Origin of the sequence: Enterovibrio norvegicus FF-33 (assembly GCF_000286835.2) — a bacterium.
Taxonomy (GTDB): Bacteria; Pseudomonadota; Gammaproteobacteria; order Enterobacterales; family Vibrionaceae; genus Enterovibrio; species Enterovibrio norvegicus_A.
In genome coordinates, this window is the sequence record NZ_AJYD02000013.1 from 184,159 (window position 1) to 206,175 (window position 22,017).

The following is a 22,017-nucleotide window of genomic DNA, read 5'->3' on the forward strand; positions in this document are numbered from 1 at the left end:
CCCTTAATAAACCGTGACGGTGATGATGGCAACCGGATTCAACCAACGGTGTTTGGTGCTATCAAAATCACTGATACCGCCTGTGGCGTTGGTGTCGCCAAGATTCCCAGGGTGAATATGAACCGCTTGATTTGCAACGTCACTGTCAACGCCCGTGCCGCCCGTGCCAAATGTTAAGAAAGGAGGGTTGGGAACACTGGCGGCCAGTTCATCATTTGCTTCTGTGCCAGCATCATAGCCATTAGCGTTAATGACATAGGTGCCTCTCTTCTTCGGTATTTTCCAGCTGTCGACGCCGATGAATGCATCGTTTGAAGGGAGCAACATAGCGGCAATAGAAAGCACGTCGCCGTGTTGAGTATAAAGACGCGTAGAGGCCGTTTCGCCTGGGGCTAGAATGCCTTCTGCAGGGTTAGCGCTAACGGCTGCGCCTACGCTCAGTGCGAGGTCCTCTAATCCGCTGATATCGCCACCCTCTGCCATGGCTTCAACAGCCTCAGATGCGGGTGTGCCCGTTTGGAAGAGATTAGCGTCATCCGAGTGTGCAGCAACGATTAAAGGGGTGAAATAGACGCCGTCGGTAGCGTTGGTGATGCTCACATCGATATTTGCGGCTTGTGCGGAAAACGCAGCGCCCATCGCGATGGCTAAGAGTAATGGTTTCATGTTTCGCTCCATGTGCAATTGAAAGACTCAAGAATGCGTTGAGACTTTCAAAGCATGGCGCGGAAAAGTGGCGAAACGGTCTCGAATTTATTGCGAAACTCTCACAGAGTTATGTCAATTTATTCGTGAGGTTAATCGGGTGCATTGTTGTTTCGCTTTAGCTTCGGCAACCCTGTGTTATTGGGCGGCAATTTCGTTCTTATCACTCATTAGGCGTGATTCTTTTTATTTGCATCCAACTCTACATGAGTCACCACACGGTTACGGCCTTTTTCTTTGGCCATATACAAAGACGAATCTGCCGCTTCAATAATTGACTCAATTGAATCAAATTCTGGGAAGGTCGCGACACCTGCACTCAAAGTGGCGTAAAAGGTGTCCGGACCATTGGAGAACGGCGTCTTTGCAAAGGTGATCCGAAACTCGTCAATCAGTCGAAGGGCGATATCTGCAGGTGTGTCCGGTAAAATGAGCGCAAACTCTTCCCCCCCGTAGCGGGCACAGGTATCGGTTTTTCGGAATCGATAATTGAGCAGACGGGCGACGCCTTTGATGACTTTGTCTCCCACGGGGTGACCATATCTGTCGTTAACAGACTTAAAGTGATCGATATCTATCATCACAAAACTCAATGGAGATTTGTGACGGCGTGCTCGTGACAATTCGCGGTCGAGGGCAACTTTGAGGTTCGAGTGATTGAGTAATCCTGTGAGGCTATCCCTGTCCATTAAGGCGCTTAATTGACGGAAGCGTTTAGCGCGAATGGAGACTGCTTGCGTTAGGTGCAGATCATTGATGGGTTTCGTGAGGAAGTCATCTGCGCCCACTTGCAGCGCTTTCATTTGTAACTTTAAATCGGTTTCACCCGAAAGGTACACAATAGGCACATTGGTGTGCGAAGAGTGCTGACGAATCACACTGGCGGCTTCCACGCCCGAGCAATTGGGCATGTACAAATCCATCAGTACCAAATCGGGACTGAATTCGCCGAGCTCATCGAGCAAATGTTCTGGATCGTCAACAATCAGGGTTTTCATTCCCGCCCCTTGCAGCACAATGGAGTAGTGCTCAGCAAGTATCTGTTCATCTTCAACGATCAGGACACGGTATTGCGCGTTATGAGTTTCCCAAAGAGAATCCAGTACACTGAGAATATCATCGTATTCAATTGGTTTATGGAAAAAGGCAAACGCCCCTGCTTTGGCAGCGAGAAGTCTGCTTTTCCAACACTCGGTGCTGCTTAATACCACCAGTGGAATACCGCTATTTTTACGCCACACCTTGGTGACTTTACTGAGTAGATCACATTCATTGATATCAACAATTAGCACTGACGGCGCTTCTTTACTCAAGGCCTCTTTCAAGTCGTCAGTAGCGTCGAATGACAGCACGTCATATTCAAGGTATTGAAGTTGTTCGACCATCTCTTGGGTGTTACTGAGATCATCGGCGAGCACATAGACCAGCTGTTTGGTTCGTCCTTGTTCGTGAAGTAAAGTGACTTCACCGTAGGTGAGATCTTCCGGGCGTTTAGGTTCAATGCGAGCCACATCGTCGATTGTGGCAATGAGCGCATCCATGTCGGTATTTGGCCAAGGGTTTTCCTGACCCTCAAGAGAAGGTTTGAGCAAGACTTCGATATCGCGCCCACGTTCCCCTAGATCAACAAACCCTAGCGTAGTGGCCGTCCCCGCTAATTTATGTGCTTCAAGCACCAATTCGTCGAGTTCGCCGTGGGTCGATGTCTTATTGGTTTGGATCGTTTGCCATAACGTCGTTATCCTTTCGACGCGTTTACCAATGCCTTTGGCAAATTTGGCTTGTTGTTCCTGAAACTTTTTTAGTTGAGATGGTCTCATAAGCCTTCCCTTGTCATCATGCTTTTGATTTGTTCGGCAAGCATCATTGGATCAAAGGGTTTACTGATAACCCCAATAGCCCCGCAGTCGTGGTAGGCCTTTATCTCGGAAGGCTGCACTTTTGCAGTCATAAAAATAGCGGGTGTCATCTCCATATGAGGCAGCTTGCGTAAATTTATCAGCGTAGTGGGGCCATCCATATCAGGCATCATCACATCCAGCAGCAGTAAGTCAGGGGAGGAGAGCGCTCCCTTTTCCAACGCTTCTTCACCACAACTGCATACAAGAAGGATGAAATCGTCGCCTTCTAACGCCATTTCGGCAACATCGCGAATATCTTCGTCATCTTCTACATATAAAACAGTAATTGGCTTGCTCATTACACTGCCTTTTTGGGGAATGTTTTCTTAAGTATAAGACGGACTTCCGATTTGAGTTTGTCGATATTCAATTGAGACTTTTCATGACACGAAATGACGTTGGTCGGCAGTGTCTTTTCAAGGCGTGTTTCTGAAATCAAAATGACAGGGTTCGCGTTTTCTGCCATTGAAGATAGGAAAGGTGTAATACTCTCTTCGTCCCATTCATTGTCCAATATGACCAGCTCGAAATGTTGCTGTTTGAAAGCCAAGATGGCGGATTGAAATGAGGAAACACAAGAGATCTCTGCGATCTCGGCAAGTTCACCTCGCAATACTCGAATGAGATTGTCGTCACTCCCGACATATAACACCTGAAACACTGCGTTGAATTGGGTTACCACACCCCCGTGATCAGCACTCAAGCGCTTAGCCTCGGCTGTATCAATAGGGAGCGTGAAATAGAAAGTCGACCCCTCATCGAGCGCCGAGAAGAAGTCAATTTGTCCCTTATGGCCTTCTACAATCGATTGGGTAATGCTAAGCCCTAAGCCTGTTCCACCAACTCTTCGTGTATCTGAGCTGTCTGCTTGGGAGAAACGTTCAAAGATGCGTTGATGGAATTCAGGAGGGATACCCGATCCGACATCAGTCACATCGATGCGGTAAAATGAATCCTGTTGCGCTAGTGTGATGGTGACTTCACCATATTCTGGGGAGTATTTGATCGCGTTTGACAATAAGTTAGCCATCACTTGCAACACCCTACCTGAGTCGGCATTGACATAGGCATCGTTAACTTCGTTGATGTATACCAACGAGACGTTGTGTTGTCGTGCAAACCCGTCGTTGTCGTCAATCGAACGCCGAATCAGTGAATCAAGATTAATACGGCTAAAACTAAAGCTGAGTTGCCCTGAATCTAGTTTTTCAATATCAAGAATATCGTTGATTAAAAGGGTTAATCGTTCACTGTTTCGAAGTGCAATGGTGAGCATCTTTTTGCTTTTTTCTGGCAAGTCATTGCCAAACTTGCCTAATACGACACCTAATGCACCGCGAATGGATGTGAGCGGAGTACGTAATTCATGACTGACGGTTGCGACAAATTCATTTTTTACACTTTGCGCCTTTTTGCGAGCCGTAATATCTCGAATAATGCCAGTAAACATTCGCGCACCTAAGACGCGCATTTCACTGACGGATAGCTCTGCGGGAAATTCCGAACCGTCTTTGCGTTTAGCGACGATTTCTCGACCAATCCCGATGATTTTTGCAGGCTTTCCACCGAGATAGTTCGTCAAGAAAGTGTCATGTTGTAGGGCGAAATCTTGTGGCATCAGCATGTTCACTTTTTTCCCGATAACTTCGTCAGCGTAATACCCAAATAGGCCTTCTGCCGCGGGATTAAAGGTCGCGATATAGCCCTTTTCGTCGATGGTGATGATGCTATCAACTACGGTGTCAACAATGGCAAGTAACTGGCTCTGGCCTGATTGCCTTTCAGCCTCAAGATTCAACTCACCGGCCTTGTTTATTTGTTCTGTTGTTCGGTTAAACGCATTCGCCAGTACCTCTAATTCAATGGCGGTGTGAGAGAGTGCTATCGGGTAGGTGCCTTCTTCCACTTTTTCTGACAGCTGCGCAATAGGGAGAGCCATTTTTTTCCCCCACCGACGTGCAATCGCCACGATAGGGAATAAGGATATTAAGGCGAGAATGCTAACGCTGGTTAGCCATGGCGAGATCTTGTGTAGCAGGTAAAGGTAAGGCTCGGACAAGGTGATGGATATGGGGAAATCACTGAGTGTCATGTCTGATGAAGGCACCACAAAGGCTGTGGACTCAAATTTGTGCCTTTCACCGTTGGTGAATTCCGTTTTTTCGCCCAATTTGAGCGAATAGTAACGGTCAATGTTTTCAAGCACTGGCGAAACCAACTCGGATAAGTTAACTCGTGCAATGATGCCGCCTTGTACCGCGCCAAAATACGTAATGGGTTCAACAATGAAGAAAGCCCCTTTGTGCAGTTTTATGTCCCCCTTGCCGGTTACCAACGTTTCTCTGACGAACGAGGCAGAATACCAAGTGGGGGGAGAAGAGGATTTGTCTAATAGAGAGCCCGCATAATCAAAAAACTGCGCATCATCAATGGCAGTGTACTGGGTGAGATCTTTTAGCGCATGGTCGAAATAGAGGCTGCTGCCGTTAATGTCGATAAGGCTATTGATTGACAGCTGACTTTCAGCGGTTCGCGTAACCGCGACGCGTTGGTTGTTGATTTCTTGATTCAATATTTTGAGGCGAGTTTGTGCTTGAGTATGCAGTTCCACATGGAGCTGCTTTTCTATTCGAAACAGCTCCATCACCGTGGTTGCACCGACCACAAAAAGAAAAAATGACACAAGTAACACCAAATTCAGATTGGCAAATCGGTTGGCAATACTTCTATTTTCGGCCATTAGTTTGTGGACCTTATAGGGTGAAGCATGCCGTTTTTATAAAAAGAAAAGATATAATCCTCTGGCGTTAATGCATCTTGTTGGCCGCTTAGGAAGGGGGATTGATAGCGCTTCATGACACCTTTGTGTTGATCAAGATTTTTCATTTCCTGACGAATTTTCGTCATGTCGGAGCTGCCTGCTTTGCGCGTTGCTTGTGCTAACAAGTGCATTAAATCGTAAGCATGTGCGGTGCCAGATGGCGCAAAAATATCGGTGGCGGATAGGGTGTTGTATTGTTGGTGGTAACGCTTAGCCAGCGACGTGGCAATAGGGCTGTCATTGTCGATAAAGGAAAAAGTTTGCAGCACACGAAGATCTATTCTCTCTAGCTCTCTTGCAGCCTGTTGGGCAAATTCTGACCCTGTTATCCCCCAATGTGATATGACGACAGGAGGCGTGGGGTGTGTCGCTAAAGCGGCGAGGAATTTCTGGCCTTCTACAGGATTACCAACATAAATAATGACTTCTGCACCCCGTTCGATGAGTCGAGTTGTTTTGGATGAAATATCCTTTTCTCCCCAATCAAACCACTCTAAATGAGCGGGAGGGAGATCGCGCTCTGCCATTGCATTGGTCAAGCCTTCGTAATTGCTTCGTCCCCATCCATTGTTAACCAGCATTAATCCAATATTGGGTGATACGTCGAGAGCGCCGTCGAGGAGAAATTCAGCGGCATACTCATCTCGAACAGAGACACGGAAAACAAAATTGGGATCATGCCCGTTATCCACAATGGGGGTGGCGGCAGCCCAAGGAACGAGCATGAGCATGTCATGTTGATGGAGTAAATCGAGCTCGGCGAGGGCTACAGGGCTACTTATTCCGCTGAATACGGCAATAAGATTGGGCAGTTTGGCGAAGGTTTTGATGTTGTCGATCCCTCGCGATGGCACCATGGAATTATCTCTCGCCACCAGTTTCACTTCCTTGCCCAGTAGTCCGCCCTGTGCATTAATTTCGTCTAGTGCCAACTCAATGCCACGACGTATGGCTAATCCGGACAAGGCAGAAAGGTTTGTCAGGTCTGCATCTAGCGCGACCAATAAGGCGTCTGGATGCGGCGCTTTCCAGTTTTGGCTGGTTTGCAATACTTGTTCAACTAGCGCAGTGCCAAATATCATGCGATTACGCTCAAGAATTGTTTTGGAGACATCCTTCATTTTGCCAATAAGGTGAGGCGACGCTTGTGTGATTGTCCATTTACGATTCACAGCAGAGTAAGCATTTTCTCCTTCTTGATCGGCAAGCGAATATTGATGCTGAGTGGTTGCTTTTACTGCCTCTAGCAGCGCGTCTTGATAAATACTAGGCAGCGAATCAAACGAGCTCGGTGACATCATCATCACAAGTGAGAGGTATCCATGATTGGTTTTAGTAATCTGTAGATTGTCGACGCCGAGTTTGGCGATATTGACGAATGTACCCTCAGCCCCGTCAATGGCTTTTTTGGCAAAAGCATCAGCGACATGATTGGAGGCAATGGGTACCGTGGTACTTCCCCAATGCTCAAATTGCTCGCGCAGCACTAAACTCTCCATGATTCTGAAGCGGCGGTTTTTAAAATCAGACAGCGATGAAAGCGGGGCGGTGGTGATTAATTGCTTAAAGCCGCCTTTCCAAAATGCGAGCCCTTTAAGATCTTGCTCATCGAGCGCTGATAACAGCGTCCGCGCGGCACTGGATTCATAAGCACGTTGTACCGCTGCGTTATCTTCGAATAAAAATGGAATGTCGAGGATCTGCATTTCAGGCACAAGGTGAGACAGCTTTGACGCTGATGTGATGATGATATCCAGCTTATTTTGTTGTACTTGAGCTATCACTTCACGCTCTGATAGGCGTGAGGATGTCGACACTAATTCGACAGTGACATTACCTTGAGTTGCACTTTCTAATGATGATGCAAAGAATTTTGCAGCCTTATGCTCAGTACTGCCTGTGGCATTTGCCAGCGCCAGTTTTAATACGAACGATTCAGCGTCTTGCTCAGGATTGACGACTTGCGAATCGGGTTGACGGTCGCAACCGATAAGCAGCATGACAAACACGCCAAATAATAAAGTATGTTTCATCAAGTTTTCTTGGCCTCATGAATTGATTCAGTGGCAGATCTTTTGGGGTCGATCTGCGAGCTTGCTTATTACAAGGTTAGAAATGAGTGGTGTGTTTCGCCAGTGAGACATTGAGGCATTGAGACATTGAGACATTGAGGTTAAAGCAACGAATGAGGGGAGCATTGGGTATACATTTGTAATAGGTGTTTTGACACAAACCAGCGGCGCTGAGTTTCTGGTCTAGTATGTTAATTAAGTAGTTAGTCAATAGTGGCGTCTCGCCACGCGCTTTTTAACATCAGGGGCACCGTATGCTTTATGAGCTCAATGCGACATACATGGAATCCATTAAACCGCTAAATAGTTGGGTGAGGTTTGTCAGAGACTTTAACGCTGCGCCTTGGAATGGCATGCGAGATTCCACCCTTGCGCGTACTTTAGATGCTTCGATGGAGCTGGTGGAGCGACTAACCGATTGCTATGACGAGCCGGCTTGGGGCTTGGATTATACGGTGATTAATGGCCAGAGTTTGGCGATTCAATACAATGTGATTGCCAACAAGCCGTTTTGTAACCTGCTTCATTTTAGGCGTAGTAAAGCACAGCCGAATCAGCCGAAAGTCCTTTTCGTTGCTCCGCTATCGGGTCATTTCGCCACACTACTTCGCGGCACGATTCGCGAATTCTTACCTGATCATGATGTGTACGTGACCGACTGGCAAAATGCCCGAGACGTGCCGCTCAGTGAGGGTGACTTTCACTTTGATGACTACGTGGATTACCTGATTGAATTTTTGGAAATGCTGGGGCCAGATACACATGCGATTGCTGTGTGTCAGCCTTGTGTGCCATTAATGGTGGCTACTGCGCTGATGGCAGAGCAAAACAACCCTGCAACCCCGTCGAGCATGACGCTAATGGGCGGTCCAATTGATACCCGCATCAATCCCACAGAAGTGAACGATTATGCCAGCGGCAAAGATTTAGAATGGTTTGAATCGAACGTGATTTGCACTGTGCCCGAGCAATACAAAGGGATGGGACAGTTGGTGTACCCAGGCTTTGTGCAGCTTTCCGGTTTCATGTCGATGAACCTTGATTCCCATGTGCAAAAGCACTTTAAGTTCTTTGGTGATTTGGTTAAAGGCGATGGTGACAATGCGGAGTCGCACCGTCAGTTTTACAATGAATATTTAGCAGTGATGGATTTGCCCGCGCAATACTACCTCGATACCATTCGCAAAGTGTTTTTGGATCAAAAGCTCGCGAACAAAACCATGACCTATCGTGGCAAGCTCATCAACCTTGATTGCATCACGGAAACGGCGATCCTGACCATAGAAGGTGAGTTGGATGATATCACTGGGCGAGGTCAAACTGCGGCGGCACTGGATTTGTGCACCAAATTGAGAAAATCCAAGACAATGCATTACGAGCAAGAAGGTGTGGGGCATTACGGTATTTTCAACGGTCGCCGTTATCGCGAAGTCATTGCACCGAAGATCAAAGGGTTTATTAAGAGATATGAGCCGAAGATCGTGAAAGCCGCATAGTCTATTTGCGCCTGTCGAGGTGAAAAAACACTTTTGCCTCAGGCGCGATTTTGTTCCTTCTCAATCGCCGTTATAACAGAAACGGTCATCGGTATTGAGAAGGAAAGCAACGGATGTTCAGAAATTTACTCATCTTTATAAAACAACCTATCCTCATAACACTCCCCACCCTCATCAAGCGGCCTCTCTTTATATTGACTGTGCTGAGCATATTGGGCGTTTCAACCGCGTATGCGCATGGACCGTCAAGGCTCAAAGTCTCAGAATCCGTCACCATCAACGCCCCCGCTGAAAAAGTATGGAAAACCGTGGGAGCGTTTAACAGCCTTGCTTGGTTGCCGCCTGTGACCAAAGTCGTGATGGAAAAAGAGCCTGCCAATGAGAAAGGCGCGGTGCGTGTGGTGTATGTCGGCGAGCAAAGTGTCGAGGAGACGCTGAAAAAGTTCGATGACCAAGGAATGACACTTAAATACAAAATCAGCAAAGACAACACGGCGCTGCTTCCTGTGACCAATTACCAATCGACGCTCTCGGTAAAAGCGGAGGGCGACAACAGTGTGGTGACATGGAAAGCAGGTTTTTACCGCGGCGATCCAAACAATAATCCACCAGAAAATTTAAATGATGAAACCGCCATCAGTGCGATCACAGGGTTATACAAAGCAGGGCTAGGTAACCTTAAAAAGGTGATGGAGCAGTAAGTGTGCAGGTTTGAGTGAGCGCGAGTAGATTGCACGATTAGAGAGCCAGAAGAGATAGAAACAGCGAAAGGGGCGTATCGCCCCTTTCGCCGTTTCCACGTTGGCACGGATTCGTTATTAGCTTAATTCTTGGCTTCCTCCGCCACTCACTGTCAGGATTTGTCCGCTCACCCATGCCGCCGCTGGCGAGCACAAAAACAAAGCCGCGAGCGCAATATCATCAGTGATACCCAATCGGCCAAGTGGTGTGTGTTTCAGCATGGCTTTTTCTATGTCTGGTGTGAGCACTTTTTCCAACGCCTGAGTCCGAATTGCCCCAGGTGCAATCGCATTGACACGAATGCCCATTGGACCTAAATCAAACGCCGTATTGCGCGTTAAGTGATTCACTGCGGCTTTTGATGAGCCATAAGAAGCCATATGAGCGTTCTTGTTTTCTCCTGCCATTGAACTGATGTTTAATATCGCGCCGCCCCCCGCTCGTTGCATTACAGGGGCGCAAAGCTGCATTAAGCGAAACGGCGCGTAGACATTGATCTGATACGCCCAGTCAAAATCTTTCATTGGCATATCAAACGGTTTTGGACCCCCGCCGCCCGCGTTATTGGCGAGTAGGGTGAGCTTGCCAAACTCCCGCATTGCGGTTTCTACCAGGGCGACAAGATCTTCCTCTTTGGTGACATTGCAAGCGGTCGCAACGGCTTTGCCGCCTTTGGCTGTGATAGCAGCAGCCACATCGCTCGCTGCCTGCATATCGAGGTCGCTCACCACCACGGCTGCGCCCGCATCCGCAAAGACTTCAGCAATACGACGCCCAATACCTGCTGCGGCGCCAGTGACAATAGCGACTTGCCCCTCAAGGCTGAATTGTTGAATAACCGACATACTGCTTCCTTTAATGCTGTTCAGTTTTTTGAGTGCTTTGAAGGTAGATGCGCAGGAAGTATCTAGGCGGTTTATTGTTGATACGAAACTGAAAGGAGGCAGAGCGGGATAAAAGAAACAAGAGGGTAGAAGCGAAGAAATACGCAAATATGAGCGGAAGAGAGGCATCATCTACCTCTCTTGTTAAAGGGTATTGAATCGGGGGTTAGCTTGCGTAGCGGAAGTAATCGAGCCCTTCCACTTTGCTGGTCACCTGTTTGGTGATCATCTGTGCCAGCAAATCGCCTGAACCACACGCCATGGTCCAGCCTAAGGTGCCGTGACCCGTATTGGTGAACAAGTTACTGTACGGCGTTTTCCCAATGACAGGCGTACCATCGGGCGTCATGGGGCGGAAGCCCGTCCAGAACTCGGCTTTTGCAAAATCGCCGCTGTGCGGGAAGAGATCTTTCACCACCATCTCAATGGTTGCTTTGCGTTTTTCTGGAATGGCCGGATCAAACCCTGCCAATTCCGCCGTGCCCGCCACGCGGATGCGATCATCAAAGCGCGTCAGCGCTACCTTGTAGGTTTCATCCATCACGGTAGAAACAGGCGCTTGTGATGCGTCGGTAATCGGCACGGTTAGCGAGTAGCCTTTTACCGGATAGACTGGGATCTTCACGCCAAGCTTGGCTAAAAATGGGGTGGAATAGCTGCCCATGGCGACCACGAAGGTGTCGGCTTCCAATGTGCCTTTGTCTGTCTCCACACCGACGATACGCGTGCCTTCGCGTTTTACATCCAACACGGGCGTATCAAACAAAAACTCGACGCCATGTTGTTTGGCGAGTTCGGTCATTTGTTGACAGAACAGGTAACAATCGCCCGTTTCGTCATCAGGCAGATACAAACCACCTTTTAGCTTATGGCTCACAGCTGTCAGCCCGGGTTCTTGCTTAATACACGCTTCCACCGACATGCGTTGGAAGCGTGTACCGCTTTGTTCTAGCAGGGCGATGTCTTTTTCTACCGCATCCACTTGTTTTTGGCTGCGGAAGAGTTGCAGTGTGCCTTGTTGACGACCTTGATACTGAATGTTGTGTTGATCGCGCAGTTCAATCAGGCACTCTCGGCTGTGATTGGCAATGCCCAGCATGCGCGATTTGTTCACTTTGTAGCGGTCGAGCTGGCAGTTGACCAACATTTGGCTGGCCCACTTAATGAGCTGCGGATCTAATCTAGGTTTCACTTTCAATGGGGCGTGTTCTTCCATCAACCAGCGAATGGCTTTTTGTGGAATACCCGGCGCCGCCCAAGGGGAGGAGTAGCCATAGGAAATTTGCCCAGCATTGGCAAAACTGGTTTCTTCACCGCTGCGTGATTGACGATCAACCACCGTCACTTGATAGCCCGCTTTTTGCAGATACCAAGCGCTCATTAGACCCACAACACCGCTTCCCAATACCAAGGCTTTCATCTTTTTCTTCTCCCACGTGAAAACAAGGCGAGTGTGTGTTGTTTACAAGGTGCTAACAATCGATATAAATTAATCACAGCGTATAGAAAAACTAAAAGCAGAAAGATGCAGACAATCAAAAGCAACCACTTGGGTGCGTTACTCACGTTTACGGAAATGGCCAAACACACCAGCTTAACCAGTGCTGCCAAGGCGTTGTGCCTGACGACAGGGGCGGTGAGTCAGCAACTGTTACAGCTTGAACAACAGTTAGGTTTTAGCTTGTTTGAGCGTCACTCGCGGGGGATTCGGTTAACCGAGAAAGGTAAACAACTGCTGCAAAGTGTGAGCTTCCATTTAGGAGAAATAGACGCTGAGATCACCGTGCTTCAGCAATTGCAGGGAAAAAAGCAGGAAGTGCGCCTGAAACTCACCCCGTCGTTTGCCTTCAAATGGCTAGTGCCAAAGCTTGAAAGCTTTCATCAGCAATTTCCGGAGATTCAAATTCAGATTTTTGCCGAAGGCGCACTGGTGAACAGTGATACGCGAGATTTTGATCTGGCGGTTGATTACCGCCAGCACCCTTATCGTCATCCTAATGCCGAGCTGTTGCTGGATGAATATTTACTGCCCGTGATGAGCCCAAGGTACCTTGCAAAACACCACTGGCTGTTGGATGACCCATATAGCTCAGAGCATTGGCAATCTGTCACCTTGCTGCACGATGCCATGCCGTGGGAAAGCGCCGCACGGGATCATGAGTGGCGATATTGGGCATTAGAGCAAGGGCTTGAGATGCCGACAGATAAAGGCCATTTTTTCAACCGCACTGATATGGCCATGTCTGCTGCCGAAGCCGGTGTCGGGATTGCCATGTCGCGTATGGCACTCATTGATGACGAGTTGGACACCGAGCGTTTAGTGTCGCCTTTCGCACCGATCAAAGCCAACGCGGGCTATTACTTGATAAACACCACCCAAAACGAAAGCACTGCCTGTTGTGTTGGGTGGTTGAGGGAGCAAATTGGGGAGGGACCGTCAAAGCGCCTTTGACATCAAGGACAGCAACAGCGCACCAATCACGCTCCACATTCCCAAACAGTTGAACCACATAAACAATGAAAACTTTGTTGAGGTTGTGGTTACTCTACGACGAATGAGTGGGTAGGCAAGCCAATAGCCAAAGAGGCGTGTTGCAATGTTACTGAAAATCATGCTTGACCAGTCAGCGTGGAGCTTCCGGGGATCTTTTGCTAATTGTTGATCAATGAAAACGATACGTTGCGGATCTCCCAAAGAAACTATTGCACTCATGATGGTTCCGGGAAGAGCCCACAATATGGCGTAGATTGCGAGTAAGCCTGATGCCGCTATTTTTAGCTCTTCAATGTGCATGGGTATCCATTTTTAAGGTCAGAATTAGGGAATAATCCCCAGCAACTTTGCTAAGCAAACAAAAAACGTTGTACCAACCAAACTCCACATTCCCAGGCAATTTATCCACATGAGTAGCCTGAATTTTTTAGACTGGGTGGTAGCTCTTTTCTTAATAAATGGATAAGCAATCCAGTAGCCAAATAGTCGTGTGCCAATTGAAGTGTACAATTGATATTCAGGCTTTAAATAACCTCTCTCGTCGTAATACTTCTTTAGGTTCTTAGCAAGTTGTTTATCAATAAATACAATTCGTTCAACATCACCGAGTGCAACCATGGCACTCATAACCGTTCCAGGAATTGCCCAAATGACTAGATAGCCACCGAAAAGTGCGCTGATGAGCACAATTGCTACTTCGTACCATTCCATTGTGATTTGCTTGTGTCTAACTCAAGATGTGTAAATGTCGAACGAGAAAGGCCAGAAGCATCGTGACCATAAGGCTCCAGAAGCCAACAGAGTTCAACCACATAAATACTTTGTATTTAATTGGCATTGATTGGGCATGCTTTTGAATAAATGGAAAAGTAAAACAATAGGTTATGAAACGGCCGCCAATATTCAAAAAATTCATGTTCTTTAGGTTGCCTTCCTCATCATAAAGCTCGTTTAATTTTCTGCTTAGCTGGCTATCAAGATAAATGATGTGTTTAAAACTCCCCAGAGAAACAACGCAAAAAGAGATAATGCCCGGAATAATCCAAGCGAGAGATAGCGTCCCTACAATGGCAAGTATTACGAGTGTTATGTCAGATTCTGTCATGATGGGTGAAAGCGACTTAATTAAACATTGAATAAGCAAGAATCACAAAGAAAAGCCACCGTCCAACAGATAAATACCACATGGCAGCTCTGAACCTTGGAGAGTTAGATGTGCGCCGATTTTGAATAAAAAGAAACGCGATGCAGTAATCCATAAAGCGTGGTATTACCTTGAATGGAAGTGCGCTTTGATCGTCTTTTGATAGCTTGTCTGAGTCTTTAGCAAGTTGATTATCGATCCATTTGATTCGGCTTGAGTCACCAAAAGCAAGAACAATCCCTGCTATTAAGCATGGGGTTATCCATAAAAGCATATACCAAGAGATAACTTGACTCATTATGTTAAAATATTCGCTGGACATGTCTGGTTTAGTTTCCGCCGATCTCAACGCTTAAAGCACTTCTATAAAGCATGATGCAGAAGAAAAGTAACCAGCTCCACATACCAATGCAGTTCACCCACATGAAAAATCTGAATTTCTTAGAGCTAACAGTGGCTCTATTTCGAATGAAAGGATATGCAAGCCAATAACCATATAATCGTGTCGCGATATGAGCAAAATGCATTTTTGGAAAACTTAATTGCATATTTCTGCGCTTTTTAGACAGCTGACTATCAATGAAAGTGATGTGTTTGGTATCTCCCAGGGAAACAATTGCTCCCATAATAACGCCTGGAATCGCCCACAAAACAGCGTAAAAACCCAACAGACCAACCATGATAACTATTATTTTTTCAAACACTTCCATTACAACAGATCCTTTATCACATCGACTGTCTGGGATGTATATTCATACAAAACCTCTCCAGATACTTTTCCAGCAGTAGAGCCGGTTATACCGCCAACTGTACCTCCTGCGACAAATGCCCCTATCGTAGCTATTGCCAGCACTGGAGCAGACACGACACCGACAACTCCAAGTAGCAGAGCAACTCCACCTGCTGCCAGGCTCCCTCCAACAGTTCCTCCGCCAATACCTCCTAAAAATCCTCCCAACTCTCTAGTTGTCACTTTTCCACAGTTGCCATTAGAGTCAGATGAACAAGCCACGTAGATGTTCTTAATGGCGCTTGCACCACCTAATATGAGACCTATATAACCAAGCCCTTTTGACGCTGAGATGCCCACTGCTACATTTGCCATGCGCTTGCCCAGATTTGGGACAACGCCTTTCGCGATAATTTCATTGGCATTATGGATAACCGACTTAGTGGACAGTTTTAAGTTCTTTCGAACTTGCACATAGGCTGGGACTTTGACACTGCCTTTCGAAAGGGCAGCGAAAGACCCATCCAATTTTTTAAATAGAGCAGCTCGCTCGGTGACGAAGGCTCCATAGTTTATCCCACCAACACGGTTTGCCATTGCCACATGCGATACATACAAGCTATTAATTTCCAGTAATATGCCATTAATGTTATCAAGATGCTGTCCAATACCTGCAGCTATAGCCCCAACTCCCAATGAGGCATGCGCGTAAGCATCTGATGGAAGTCCATCTTCCTTAACTGTTTTTAATGTTTCCGACGCATAGTAGTCCAAAAGCTCAAAGTGACGGTTTACGGTAGCCACTGCATCATCCGTCAGTTTGCCCAGCGCTTTACTTGCCGCTTTCGCTTCTTCAATCAGTGCATCAAGACGGCTTCTTTCTTCCTCGGTCTCAGGCTCTGCTGTCGGCAGAACAACAATCTCCCCCTGTCTGGCGGGATTGTTCAAATGCTCATTGTATTTCTTGATAAGTTCCTGAATGTCAGTGGGTGTTTCGTCTGAAAACAGGTTGCTCCAGAACTGTTCCAATGGTTGGGTTTCTTCAATCTGGCAATAGCCCAAATCGAACGCCAACTGGGCTACTCCCCATGTCTTAACATTCACCACGGGCAAGCCACTCTCGACCAAGCGCGTATTGTTTATCGCTTTCAGCGTCGAGCCCATCAGCAGGCGTTCTTTGTGCTCATAAGTAACATCTGCATGGGTATTGTAAGTTTGTGGCTTGTAAGGCTTCTCGGTGGCTGTGGTGGTTTTTATGACAGCAAGCAGGGCTGGTATATCAATCGTGACGCCGTTTTCAGCTAGCCAATCTTCATTGAGGTTATCGAGTTGTTCCCGCGTGATAGGGGAACCAAGGTGCACAAGGTGCTGGTTGGTGACGACTTTGCTGTCGATTTTCCAATAAAGCAGGATAGCGCCTTGATACTTATTCAGCCCCGGCTCAGTGTTGAGCGCGGTATGGGTAGAGCGAGTCGCCTGAAATGCCCAGCGGCCTTCTCCGAGTATTTTGTATTCCTGAACCAGCTTCTTTTCGTGGAAATGGTAGAAGTAACCTTCAGTCGGAAAGCCTAAACGCGACCCTAACTGCATGGCAGGGACAATAGGAATAAACGCGACCCTAACTGCATGGCAGGGACAATAGGAATAAACGCTTCCCGAACCGCATCGGTGCCTTTGGGTTTTAACTTCACAGGAGGCTGGCTACTCACGCCTTTTTCAGTTGCCGCGACTTTAGCGATGAGCCTGCGGGGCGTGTCATCCGTGGCCTTGGCAGAGAAAATTGTGCCTATTTCAGAAAGCTTGGTCTGCCAACTGACAATACTGGCTTCTTTGGGCGTTTTACCCAATGCAAACTGGCAACCGATTTCACTGGCGAGCACGGCCTCAGTGCAGGCAACCTCAAACAGATACTCATAATCTTGATCAGGTTTTTTTGTTTTTTCTACGGCCTTGGGTTCGGGGGTGTAAGGCACATCAGGGGCGGATTGAGATTCAGAGCCTGAGCGAGAGGTGAAGCCAGACGCTTTGGAGCGAGACACAAACGCCGTTTTTGCCTGTGGTGAAAAGCTAGCTTCAGCAGCAGGGTTAACTTGCCAGACTTTGTCACCATAGGAGGTGTTGGATGCTCTGAGAGCGGGCGTGATCGGCGCGTCGCTCAGCAATACAAATTCGCCGGCTTCAAGTTTCGATTTGAATTTATCTAACGCCATATCCTGCGGCAACACCGCGGCCAGCGCTCTTTCATCTAACGTCGAAAACGCCCCCTCAACCTGACCGAACTCATACGATGCGAGTTCGGACATTTTCACAACCCTGTACGCCACTGATTCTTCCCTGATGATTTTTGTTTGTAGGTTAAATACCGAACAAACGAGGTGATTACAATGACGCGAAACCAAAAGCGAAAGGCAGATCATGCGGGGGCAATTTCTTGCTCGAAATGGGCACTGAATTGCGTATTTGATGCGGGGTGATTTGATAGAGAAAAGCCGAGCGGTGAGCTCGGCTTAGGTTTGCGTTCTGTTTCGGGATTAACGCTCGGAAACCGCTTTGACCAGCGCGGCAATGCCGTCCCAGTCGCCGTTGTCCATCATGTCAGTCGGTACCATCCACGTGCCGCCGCATGCGACAACACTTTTTAGCGCAAGATACTGATCAACGTTGGCTGGGCTTACGCCACCTGTTGGCATAAAGCTCACTGGGTAAACCGCACCGAGTGCTTTTAGCATGTTAACGCCACCAGAAGGCTCAGCAGGGAAGAACTTCAATGTCTTCAGGCCCATTTCCATGGCTTGCTCAACCAAACTTGGGTTGTTCACACCCGGTACGATTGGCATGTTGCGCTGCTGACAGTATTTCACTGTGGTCGGGTTGAAGCCCGGGCTCACGATGAAATCCACACCCGCGTCAATCGCGATGTCGACCTGTTCCGTCGTCAGTACCGTGCCCGCACCAATCAGTAGCTCAGGGTAGGCGTCACGCATAATACGAATAGATTCCGCTGCCGCTTCTGTGCGGAAAGTGACTTCAGCACATGGCAGGCCGTTTTCTACCAACACTTTTGCCAGAGGCAGAGCGTGAGCGACATCGTTAATCGCAATAACTGGGACGATTTGGATTTCTTTTAGTCGCTGTTCAATCGTTTTCATTGTTTACCTCTACAAAATAAAGCTAAGTGTTGCGACGATAATAAATGCAATACCGCCTAACAATGTTTCCATCACGGTCCATGTTTTCAGCGTGGTCTTCTCATCCATATCGAGTAGACGAGATACCAACCAAAAGCCTGAATCGTTGAAGTGTGAAAGTACCGTCGCGCCACTCGCAATGGCGATAACGATAAAGCATAAATCGAGTTCGCTAAGGCCTACCGTCGATGCAACCACTGGGGCAATCAGTGCTGCGGTGGTTGTCAGTGCAACGGTCGCTGAACCTTGTGCAACGCGAAGACACGTTGAGATAACGAAGGCCGCGACAATCACTGGCATGCCTGTGTCTGTCAGTACGCCCGCCAATGCATCGCCGATGCCGCCTGCACGCAACACGCCACCGAACATACCGCCAGCACCCGTGACCAGCACCACGCCACAGATTGGTGCCAATGAATCACCACACAGTTTTTCAAGTTTTGCCATGCCGTAGTCTTTGGCAAACACCACCAAACAAACGAGCAGGGTGATAAGCAGCGCAACCGGTGTTTTACCTAGCATGCGCAAGAATTCAACCAGCGGTGTTTTGCCGTCAATGATGCCCGCAACAGACAGTGTGTGCAGACCTGTGTCGAGACAGATAAGTACCACAGGCAGCACCAGAATGCTCATTACCGTGGCAAATTTTGGCAGCTTTGATTCATCAACGACGGTATCACCGTTGAAGAAGGCTTTAGACAAAGGAATATCGAACTTCTTACCCGCGTACAGGCCGAAAAGATACGCGCCAAAGTACCATGTTGGAATGGCCACAAGCAGGCCAACAACCAACAGTAGACCGATGTTTGCGCCGAGAAATTCTGCAGCAGCAACTGGGCCTGGGTGAGGGGGAACGAAGCCGTGCATGACAGCAAATGCGCCGGCTGATGGCAGTGCGTATTTCAGCGGAGAACCACCGAAACGGCTCGCAACACTCAGGATGATAGGCATCATCACCACAAGGCCGGCGTCAAAGAAAATAGGGAAACCGAACAGCAGTGAGGCAATACCAAGGGCGAGAGGCGCTTTGTCTTTGCCGAATCGACCGATCAGCGTGTCAGCCAAAACCTGCGCACCCCCCGTCACTTCGAGGATTTTACCAATCATCGCGCCAAGACCAACAAGCAGCGCGACGGAAGCCAATGTGCCACCAAAACCACTCATCATGGTCGGTACCACTTGTTCTGACGCAACGCCAGTCGCAATCGCTGTGCCCAAGCTGACAATGGTCAGTGAGGCAAACGCATGCACTTTCAATTTAATGATCAATACCAAGAGCGCCGCGATAGCGAACACAGCAATGGTTAACAAAAACGTAGGATCTGAGGGTTGAACTAACTGCTCCATAGTTACACCTTTTCTAGCATTGTTATTGTTTGTGTGTGAGTTCACATTTGCTTACGTTACCGGTAACATGTTACCGATAACATTCGTAAGATAAACCCATATTTCAAAGTGAATTCCAAAATTGAGAGCACGCGCAAATTTGGTAAAGAGGATGAGTCATGGCTGGAAGTAGTGTCATCGTGATGGGCGTTTGTGCCAGTGGAAAAACCACCATTGGAGAGTTACTCGCTAAACGGCTTGATCGCAAATTCATCGATGGAGACGATCTCCATCCACGCGCCAATATTCAAAAAATGTCATCAGGTGAACCGCTCAATGATGATGACCGCAAACCTTGGCTAGAGCGTATTCGCGATGCGGCTTACAGTCTAGAAAGTAAGAATGAGCATGGTGTGATCGTGTGCTCAGCATTGAAAAAAAAGTACCGTGATCAGATACGTGAAGGAAACAGTAACGTGACCTTCCTGTTTCTTGATGGCGACTTTGAATTGATCATGGTGCGTATGCGCACCCGCAAAGGTCACTTTATGAAAGAGAACATGGTGAAAAGCCAGTTTGAAACTTTAGACCGCCCCGATAACGAGCCTCAAACGATTGTTGTCAGCATCAATTGCGATATTCAGAGTGTGGTCGAGCATGCCGCACAAGCTGTGTTGGAAAGGAATGAGGTGTTTGCATGATCCATTCTGTCGTCAAAAAAGTCACCGAGCGTTTGATTGAACGCAGCCGCGCCACTCGCGAAATGTTCTTGGCTCACACCCAAGCGCAAGCGGATGCGGGAAAAGGGCGCAATCAACTTTCCTGCGGCAACTTAGCCCATGCGGTTGCGGCGTCTTGTGCGTCTGAGAAAAAATCAATTCTCGATCTGACTCGCGCTAACGTGGCACTTATCAGTGCATACAACGACATGCTAAGTGCACACCAGCCTTACAAAGATTACCCAGACCAAATTAAACAAACGCTGGCATTACAAGGCCACACCGCACAAGTTGCAGGTTGCGTGCCTGCGATGTGTGATGGCGTGACACAAGGCCAGCCAGGCATGGACATGTCGTTGTTTTCTCGCGATCTCATCGCGCAGTCAACCGCGCTGTCACTAAGCCACAATAGCTATGACGCCACTTTGCTGCTGGGTATCTGTGACAAGATCGCACCAGGGCAGCTCATGGGCGCATTGGCCTATGCGCACCTGCCGACGGCGTTTGTGCCAGCAGGTTTGATGGCGACAGGGATCAGTAACGAAGAAAAAGTGGATGTGCGTCAGCGTTATGCGGCGGGTGAAGTGGGCAAAGAAGCCTTGCTAGATATGGAATGTAGCGCCTACCACGCGCCGGGCACCTGTACCTTCTATGGCACCGCGAATACCAACCAGTTGGTGTTTGAAGCAATGGGTTTGATGCTTCCGGGCTCTGCGTTTATTCACCCGCATTCCGCCATGCGTACGGCATTGACTGATCATGCAGCATCAAAGATCGCGTCAATGACCAAAGATTCTGCGCAATACCGTCCGCTTTCTGAGGTCGTGACAGAGAAGAGCCTGATCAACGGCGTGATCGCGCTCTTAGCATCAGGCGGCAGTACCAACCACACTATTCATATGCTGGCTGTCGCTCGTGCGGCGGGTATTATGCTGACGTGGCAAGACATTAGCGACTTGTCGAACGTTGTTCCGTTGTTGGCCAAAGTGTATCCAAATGGCCCTGCAGACATGAATGCATTCCAACAAGCAGGCGGCGTGCCCGCGTTGATGCATCGTCTGCACGAAGCGCAGTTGGTGCATGCTGATGCGATTCCTGCGTTTGGCTCTTTTGAAGACCAACTGTCATTGCCAATCCTTCATGACGGCAAAATGAGCTGGCAGGCGTGCAACGGTTCAATTGATGGGTCGGTTATCGCGGCGAGCGGTGAAGTCTTTGAAAGCACGGGCGGCACGCGCGTTCTGGATGGCAACCTTGGACGAGCGGTTGTTAAAGTGTCCGCGCTGAAAAGTGATCAGCGCATTATTCAAGCGCCAGCGGCCGTGTTCCGTTGTCAGCATGAAGTGGAAGCGGCCTACCAGCGTGGCGAGCTGAACAAAGATTGCATTGTGGTGTTAACGCACAATGGCCCTGCGGCAAACGGTATGCCTGAGCTGCACAAACTGATGCCAATTCTCGGTAACATTCAAAAAGCCGGCTTTAGCGTGGCGCTGGTCACGGATGGGCGCTTGTCGGGCGCATCGGGTAAGGTCCCTTCTGCCATTCACGTTTCGCCAGAAGCCATTCGTGGCGGGGCGATCGGTCTGGTGCATGAAGGCGATATAATTTCTGTGAACTGCGAAACGGGCGAGTTGAACAACTTGGCTGATACCCAAGGCAGAACGCAGATTGAACTTGATACCGAAGCCTTACAGCAAACGTGGGGACGAAACATGTTTAAAGTGATGCGCCAAAGCGTAACAAGTGCAGAGGAAGGCGCAAGCTTCATTCTCTGATACTGAGCGCATCAGTGATGC

The 22,017-nt window shown here is 48.3% G+C and carries 19 protein-coding genes; 5 read left to right on the top strand and 14 right to left on the bottom strand.

Translation table 11 applies throughout. The features are described from left to right. Positions 1-3: 3 nt before the first annotated feature. The 5 genes from A1OO_RS03135 to dctP form a co-directional block, all read right to left on the bottom strand. Positions 4-666, bottom strand: coding sequence for a spondin domain-containing protein (locus tag A1OO_RS03135; RefSeq protein ID WP_016959756.1), 663 nt, complete (start codon positions 664-666; stop codon positions 4-6). 209 nt (positions 667-875) lie between these two features. Then, a complete protein-coding gene (locus A1OO_RS03140; RefSeq protein ID WP_016959757.1) occupies positions 876-2,525 on the bottom strand; it encodes a GGDEF domain-containing response regulator in 1,650 nt (549 codons plus the stop codon). Beyond that, complete coding sequence (locus A1OO_RS03145; protein WP_017004612.1) at positions 2,522-2,905, bottom strand: response regulator; 384 nt, start codon at positions 2,903-2,905, stop codon at positions 2,522-2,524. The genes A1OO_RS03140 and A1OO_RS03145 overlap by 4 nt, the downstream gene beginning before the upstream one ends. Next, the gene (locus A1OO_RS03150) at positions 2,905-5,346 is read right to left on the bottom strand and encodes a PAS domain S-box protein (protein ID WP_017004613.1); all 2,442 of its coding nucleotides are present in this window, start codon (positions 5,344-5,346) and stop codon (positions 2,905-2,907) included. The genes A1OO_RS03145 and A1OO_RS03150 overlap by 1 nt, the downstream gene beginning before the upstream one ends. Next, the gene (dctP, locus tag A1OO_RS03155) at positions 5,346-7,460 is read right to left on the bottom strand and encodes a TRAP transporter substrate-binding protein DctP (RefSeq protein WP_017004614.1); all 2,115 of its coding nucleotides are present in this window, start codon (positions 7,458-7,460) and stop codon (positions 5,346-5,348) included. Before dctP ends, A1OO_RS03150 begins: the two co-directional genes overlap by 1 nt. Before the next feature lie 293 nt (positions 7,461-7,753). Between dctP and A1OO_RS03160 the strand changes: the two genes are divergently transcribed. Then, positions 7,754-8,995 (top strand): polyhydroxyalkanoate depolymerase, encoded by a 1,242-nt coding sequence (locus A1OO_RS03160; RefSeq protein WP_017004615.1) that lies wholly within the window; start codon positions 7,754-7,756, stop codon positions 8,993-8,995. Positions 8,996-9,108: 113 nt separating this feature from the next. After that, positions 9,109-9,696 carry an SRPBCC family protein gene (locus A1OO_RS03165; protein WP_017004616.1) on the top strand — a complete coding sequence of 196 codons (588 nt, stop codon included), beginning with the start codon at positions 9,109-9,111 and terminating at the stop codon, positions 9,694-9,696. A gap of 117 nt (positions 9,697-9,813) precedes the next feature. Here the strand turns inward: A1OO_RS03165 and hdhA are convergent, their stop codons facing one another. After that, entirely contained in the window at positions 9,814-10,581 is a 768-nt protein-coding gene (gene hdhA, locus A1OO_RS03170) for a 7-alpha-hydroxysteroid dehydrogenase (RefSeq protein WP_017004617.1), read from the bottom strand. 205 nt (positions 10,582-10,786) lie between these two features. Continuing rightward, positions 10,787-12,040 (bottom strand): D-amino acid dehydrogenase, encoded by a 1,254-nt coding sequence (locus A1OO_RS03175; RefSeq protein WP_016959764.1) that lies wholly within the window; start codon positions 12,038-12,040, stop codon positions 10,787-10,789. A gap of 105 nt (positions 12,041-12,145) precedes the next feature. Between A1OO_RS03175 and A1OO_RS03180 the strand changes: the two genes are divergently transcribed. Further along, complete coding sequence (locus tag A1OO_RS03180) at positions 12,146-13,072, top strand: LysR substrate-binding domain-containing protein (protein WP_017004618.1); 927 nt, start codon at positions 12,146-12,148, stop codon at positions 13,070-13,072. Here the strand turns inward: A1OO_RS03180 and A1OO_RS03185 are convergent. The 7 genes from A1OO_RS03185 to A1OO_RS03220 all read right to left on the bottom strand — a co-directional run bounded on the left by A1OO_RS03185 (position 13,058) and on the right by A1OO_RS03220 (position 19,523). Beyond that, positions 13,058-13,414, bottom strand: a complete 357-nt coding sequence (locus tag A1OO_RS03185; RefSeq protein WP_017004619.1) for a hypothetical protein — start codon at positions 13,412-13,414, stop codon at positions 13,058-13,060. The two genes, A1OO_RS03180 and A1OO_RS03185, sit on opposite strands and share 15 nt — an antisense overlap. 24 nt (positions 13,415-13,438) lie before the next feature. Beyond that, positions 13,439-13,825, bottom strand: coding sequence for a hypothetical protein (locus A1OO_RS03190; protein ID WP_017004620.1), 387 nt, complete (start codon positions 13,823-13,825; stop codon positions 13,439-13,441). Positions 13,826-14,587: 762 nt separating this feature from the next. After that, entirely contained in the window at positions 14,588-14,968 is a 381-nt protein-coding gene (locus A1OO_RS03205; RefSeq protein WP_017004623.1) for a hypothetical protein, read from the bottom strand. Further along, positions 14,968-16,578 carry a hypothetical protein gene (locus A1OO_RS03210; protein ID WP_017004624.1) on the bottom strand — a complete coding sequence of 537 codons (1,611 nt, stop codon included), beginning with the start codon at positions 16,576-16,578 and terminating at the stop codon, positions 14,968-14,970. Before A1OO_RS03210 ends, A1OO_RS03205 begins: the two co-directional genes overlap by 1 nt. Then, positions 16,569-17,291, bottom strand: a complete 723-nt coding sequence (locus tag A1OO_RS23720) for a hypothetical protein (RefSeq protein WP_241819039.1) — start codon at positions 17,289-17,291, stop codon at positions 16,569-16,571. The genes A1OO_RS03210 and A1OO_RS23720 overlap by 10 nt, the downstream gene beginning before the upstream one ends. Before the next feature lie 228 nt (positions 17,292-17,519). After that, a complete protein-coding gene (locus tag A1OO_RS03215; RefSeq protein ID WP_016959772.1) occupies positions 17,520-18,137 on the bottom strand; it encodes a bifunctional 4-hydroxy-2-oxoglutarate aldolase/2-dehydro-3-deoxy-phosphogluconate aldolase in 618 nt (205 codons plus the stop codon). Between the two features lie 9 nt (positions 18,138-18,146). Next, on the bottom strand, positions 18,147-19,523 hold the full coding sequence (locus A1OO_RS03220) for a GntP family permease (RefSeq protein ID WP_017004626.1): 1,377 nt from the start codon (positions 19,521-19,523) through the stop codon (positions 18,147-18,149). A 158-nt stretch (positions 19,524-19,681) separates the two neighbouring features. Here A1OO_RS03220 and A1OO_RS03225 point away from each other — a divergent pair, with 158 nt between their 5' ends. Continuing rightward, positions 19,682-20,203: a gluconokinase gene (locus tag A1OO_RS03225; protein ID WP_017004627.1), complete on the top strand. Its 522-nt coding sequence runs from the start codon at positions 19,682-19,684 to the stop codon at positions 20,201-20,203. Continuing rightward, a complete protein-coding gene (gene edd, locus A1OO_RS03230) occupies positions 20,200-21,996 on the top strand; it encodes a phosphogluconate dehydratase (RefSeq protein WP_017004628.1) in 1,797 nt (598 codons plus the stop codon). Before A1OO_RS03225 ends, edd begins: the two co-directional genes overlap by 4 nt. The last annotated feature ends 21 nt before the right edge of the window (positions 21,997-22,017 follow it).

Coding starts and splice junctions, on each gene's coding strand:
- A1OO_RS03135 (WP_016959756.1), bottom strand. CDS start 666: ATGAAACCATTACTCTTAGCCATCGCGATGGGCGCTGCGTTTTCCGCA.
- A1OO_RS03140 (WP_016959757.1), bottom strand. CDS start 2,525: ATGAGACCATCTCAACTAAAAAAGTTTCAGGAACAACAAGCCAAATTT.
- A1OO_RS03145 (WP_017004612.1), bottom strand. CDS start 2,905: ATGAGCAAGCCAATTACTGTTTTATATGTAGAAGATGACGAAGATATT.
- A1OO_RS03150 (WP_017004613.1), bottom strand. CDS start 5,346: ATGGCCGAAAATAGAAGTATTGCCAACCGATTTGCCAATCTGAATTTG.
- dctP (WP_017004614.1), bottom strand. CDS start 7,460: ATGAAACATACTTTATTATTTGGCGTGTTTGTCATGCTGCTTATCGGT.
- A1OO_RS03160 (WP_017004615.1), top strand. CDS start 7,754: ATGCTTTATGAGCTCAATGCGACATACATGGAATCCATTAAACCGCTA.
- A1OO_RS03165 (WP_017004616.1), top strand. CDS start 9,109: ATGTTCAGAAATTTACTCATCTTTATAAAACAACCTATCCTCATAACA.
- hdhA (WP_017004617.1), bottom strand. CDS start 10,581: ATGTCGGTTATTCAACAATTCAGCCTTGAGGGGCAAGTCGCTATTGTC.
- A1OO_RS03175 (WP_016959764.1), bottom strand. CDS start 12,040: ATGAAAGCCTTGGTATTGGGAAGCGGTGTTGTGGGTCTAATGAGCGCT.
- A1OO_RS03180 (WP_017004618.1), top strand. CDS start 12,146: ATGCAGACAATCAAAAGCAACCACTTGGGTGCGTTACTCACGTTTACG.
- A1OO_RS03185 (WP_017004619.1), bottom strand. CDS start 13,414: ATGCACATTGAAGAGCTAAAAATAGCGGCATCAGGCTTACTCGCAATC.
- A1OO_RS03190 (WP_017004620.1), bottom strand. CDS start 13,825: ATGGAATGGTACGAAGTAGCAATTGTGCTCATCAGCGCACTTTTCGGT.
- A1OO_RS03205 (WP_017004623.1), bottom strand. CDS start 14,968: ATGGAAGTGTTTGAAAAAATAATAGTTATCATGGTTGGTCTGTTGGGT.
- A1OO_RS03210 (WP_017004624.1), bottom strand. CDS start 16,578: ATGCAGTTAGGGTCGCGTTTAGGCTTTCCGACTGAAGGTTACTTCTAC.
- A1OO_RS23720 (WP_241819039.1), bottom strand. CDS start 17,291: ATGTCCGAACTCGCATCGTATGAGTTCGGTCAGGTTGAGGGGGCGTTT.
- A1OO_RS03215 (WP_016959772.1), bottom strand. CDS start 18,137: ATGAAAACGATTGAACAGCGACTAAAAGAAATCCAAATCGTCCCAGTT.
- A1OO_RS03220 (WP_017004626.1), bottom strand. CDS start 19,523: ATGGAGCAGTTAGTTCAACCCTCAGATCCTACGTTTTTGTTAACCATT.
- A1OO_RS03225 (WP_017004627.1), top strand. CDS start 19,682: ATGGCTGGAAGTAGTGTCATCGTGATGGGCGTTTGTGCCAGTGGAAAA.
- edd (WP_017004628.1), top strand. CDS start 20,200: ATGATCCATTCTGTCGTCAAAAAAGTCACCGAGCGTTTGATTGAACGC.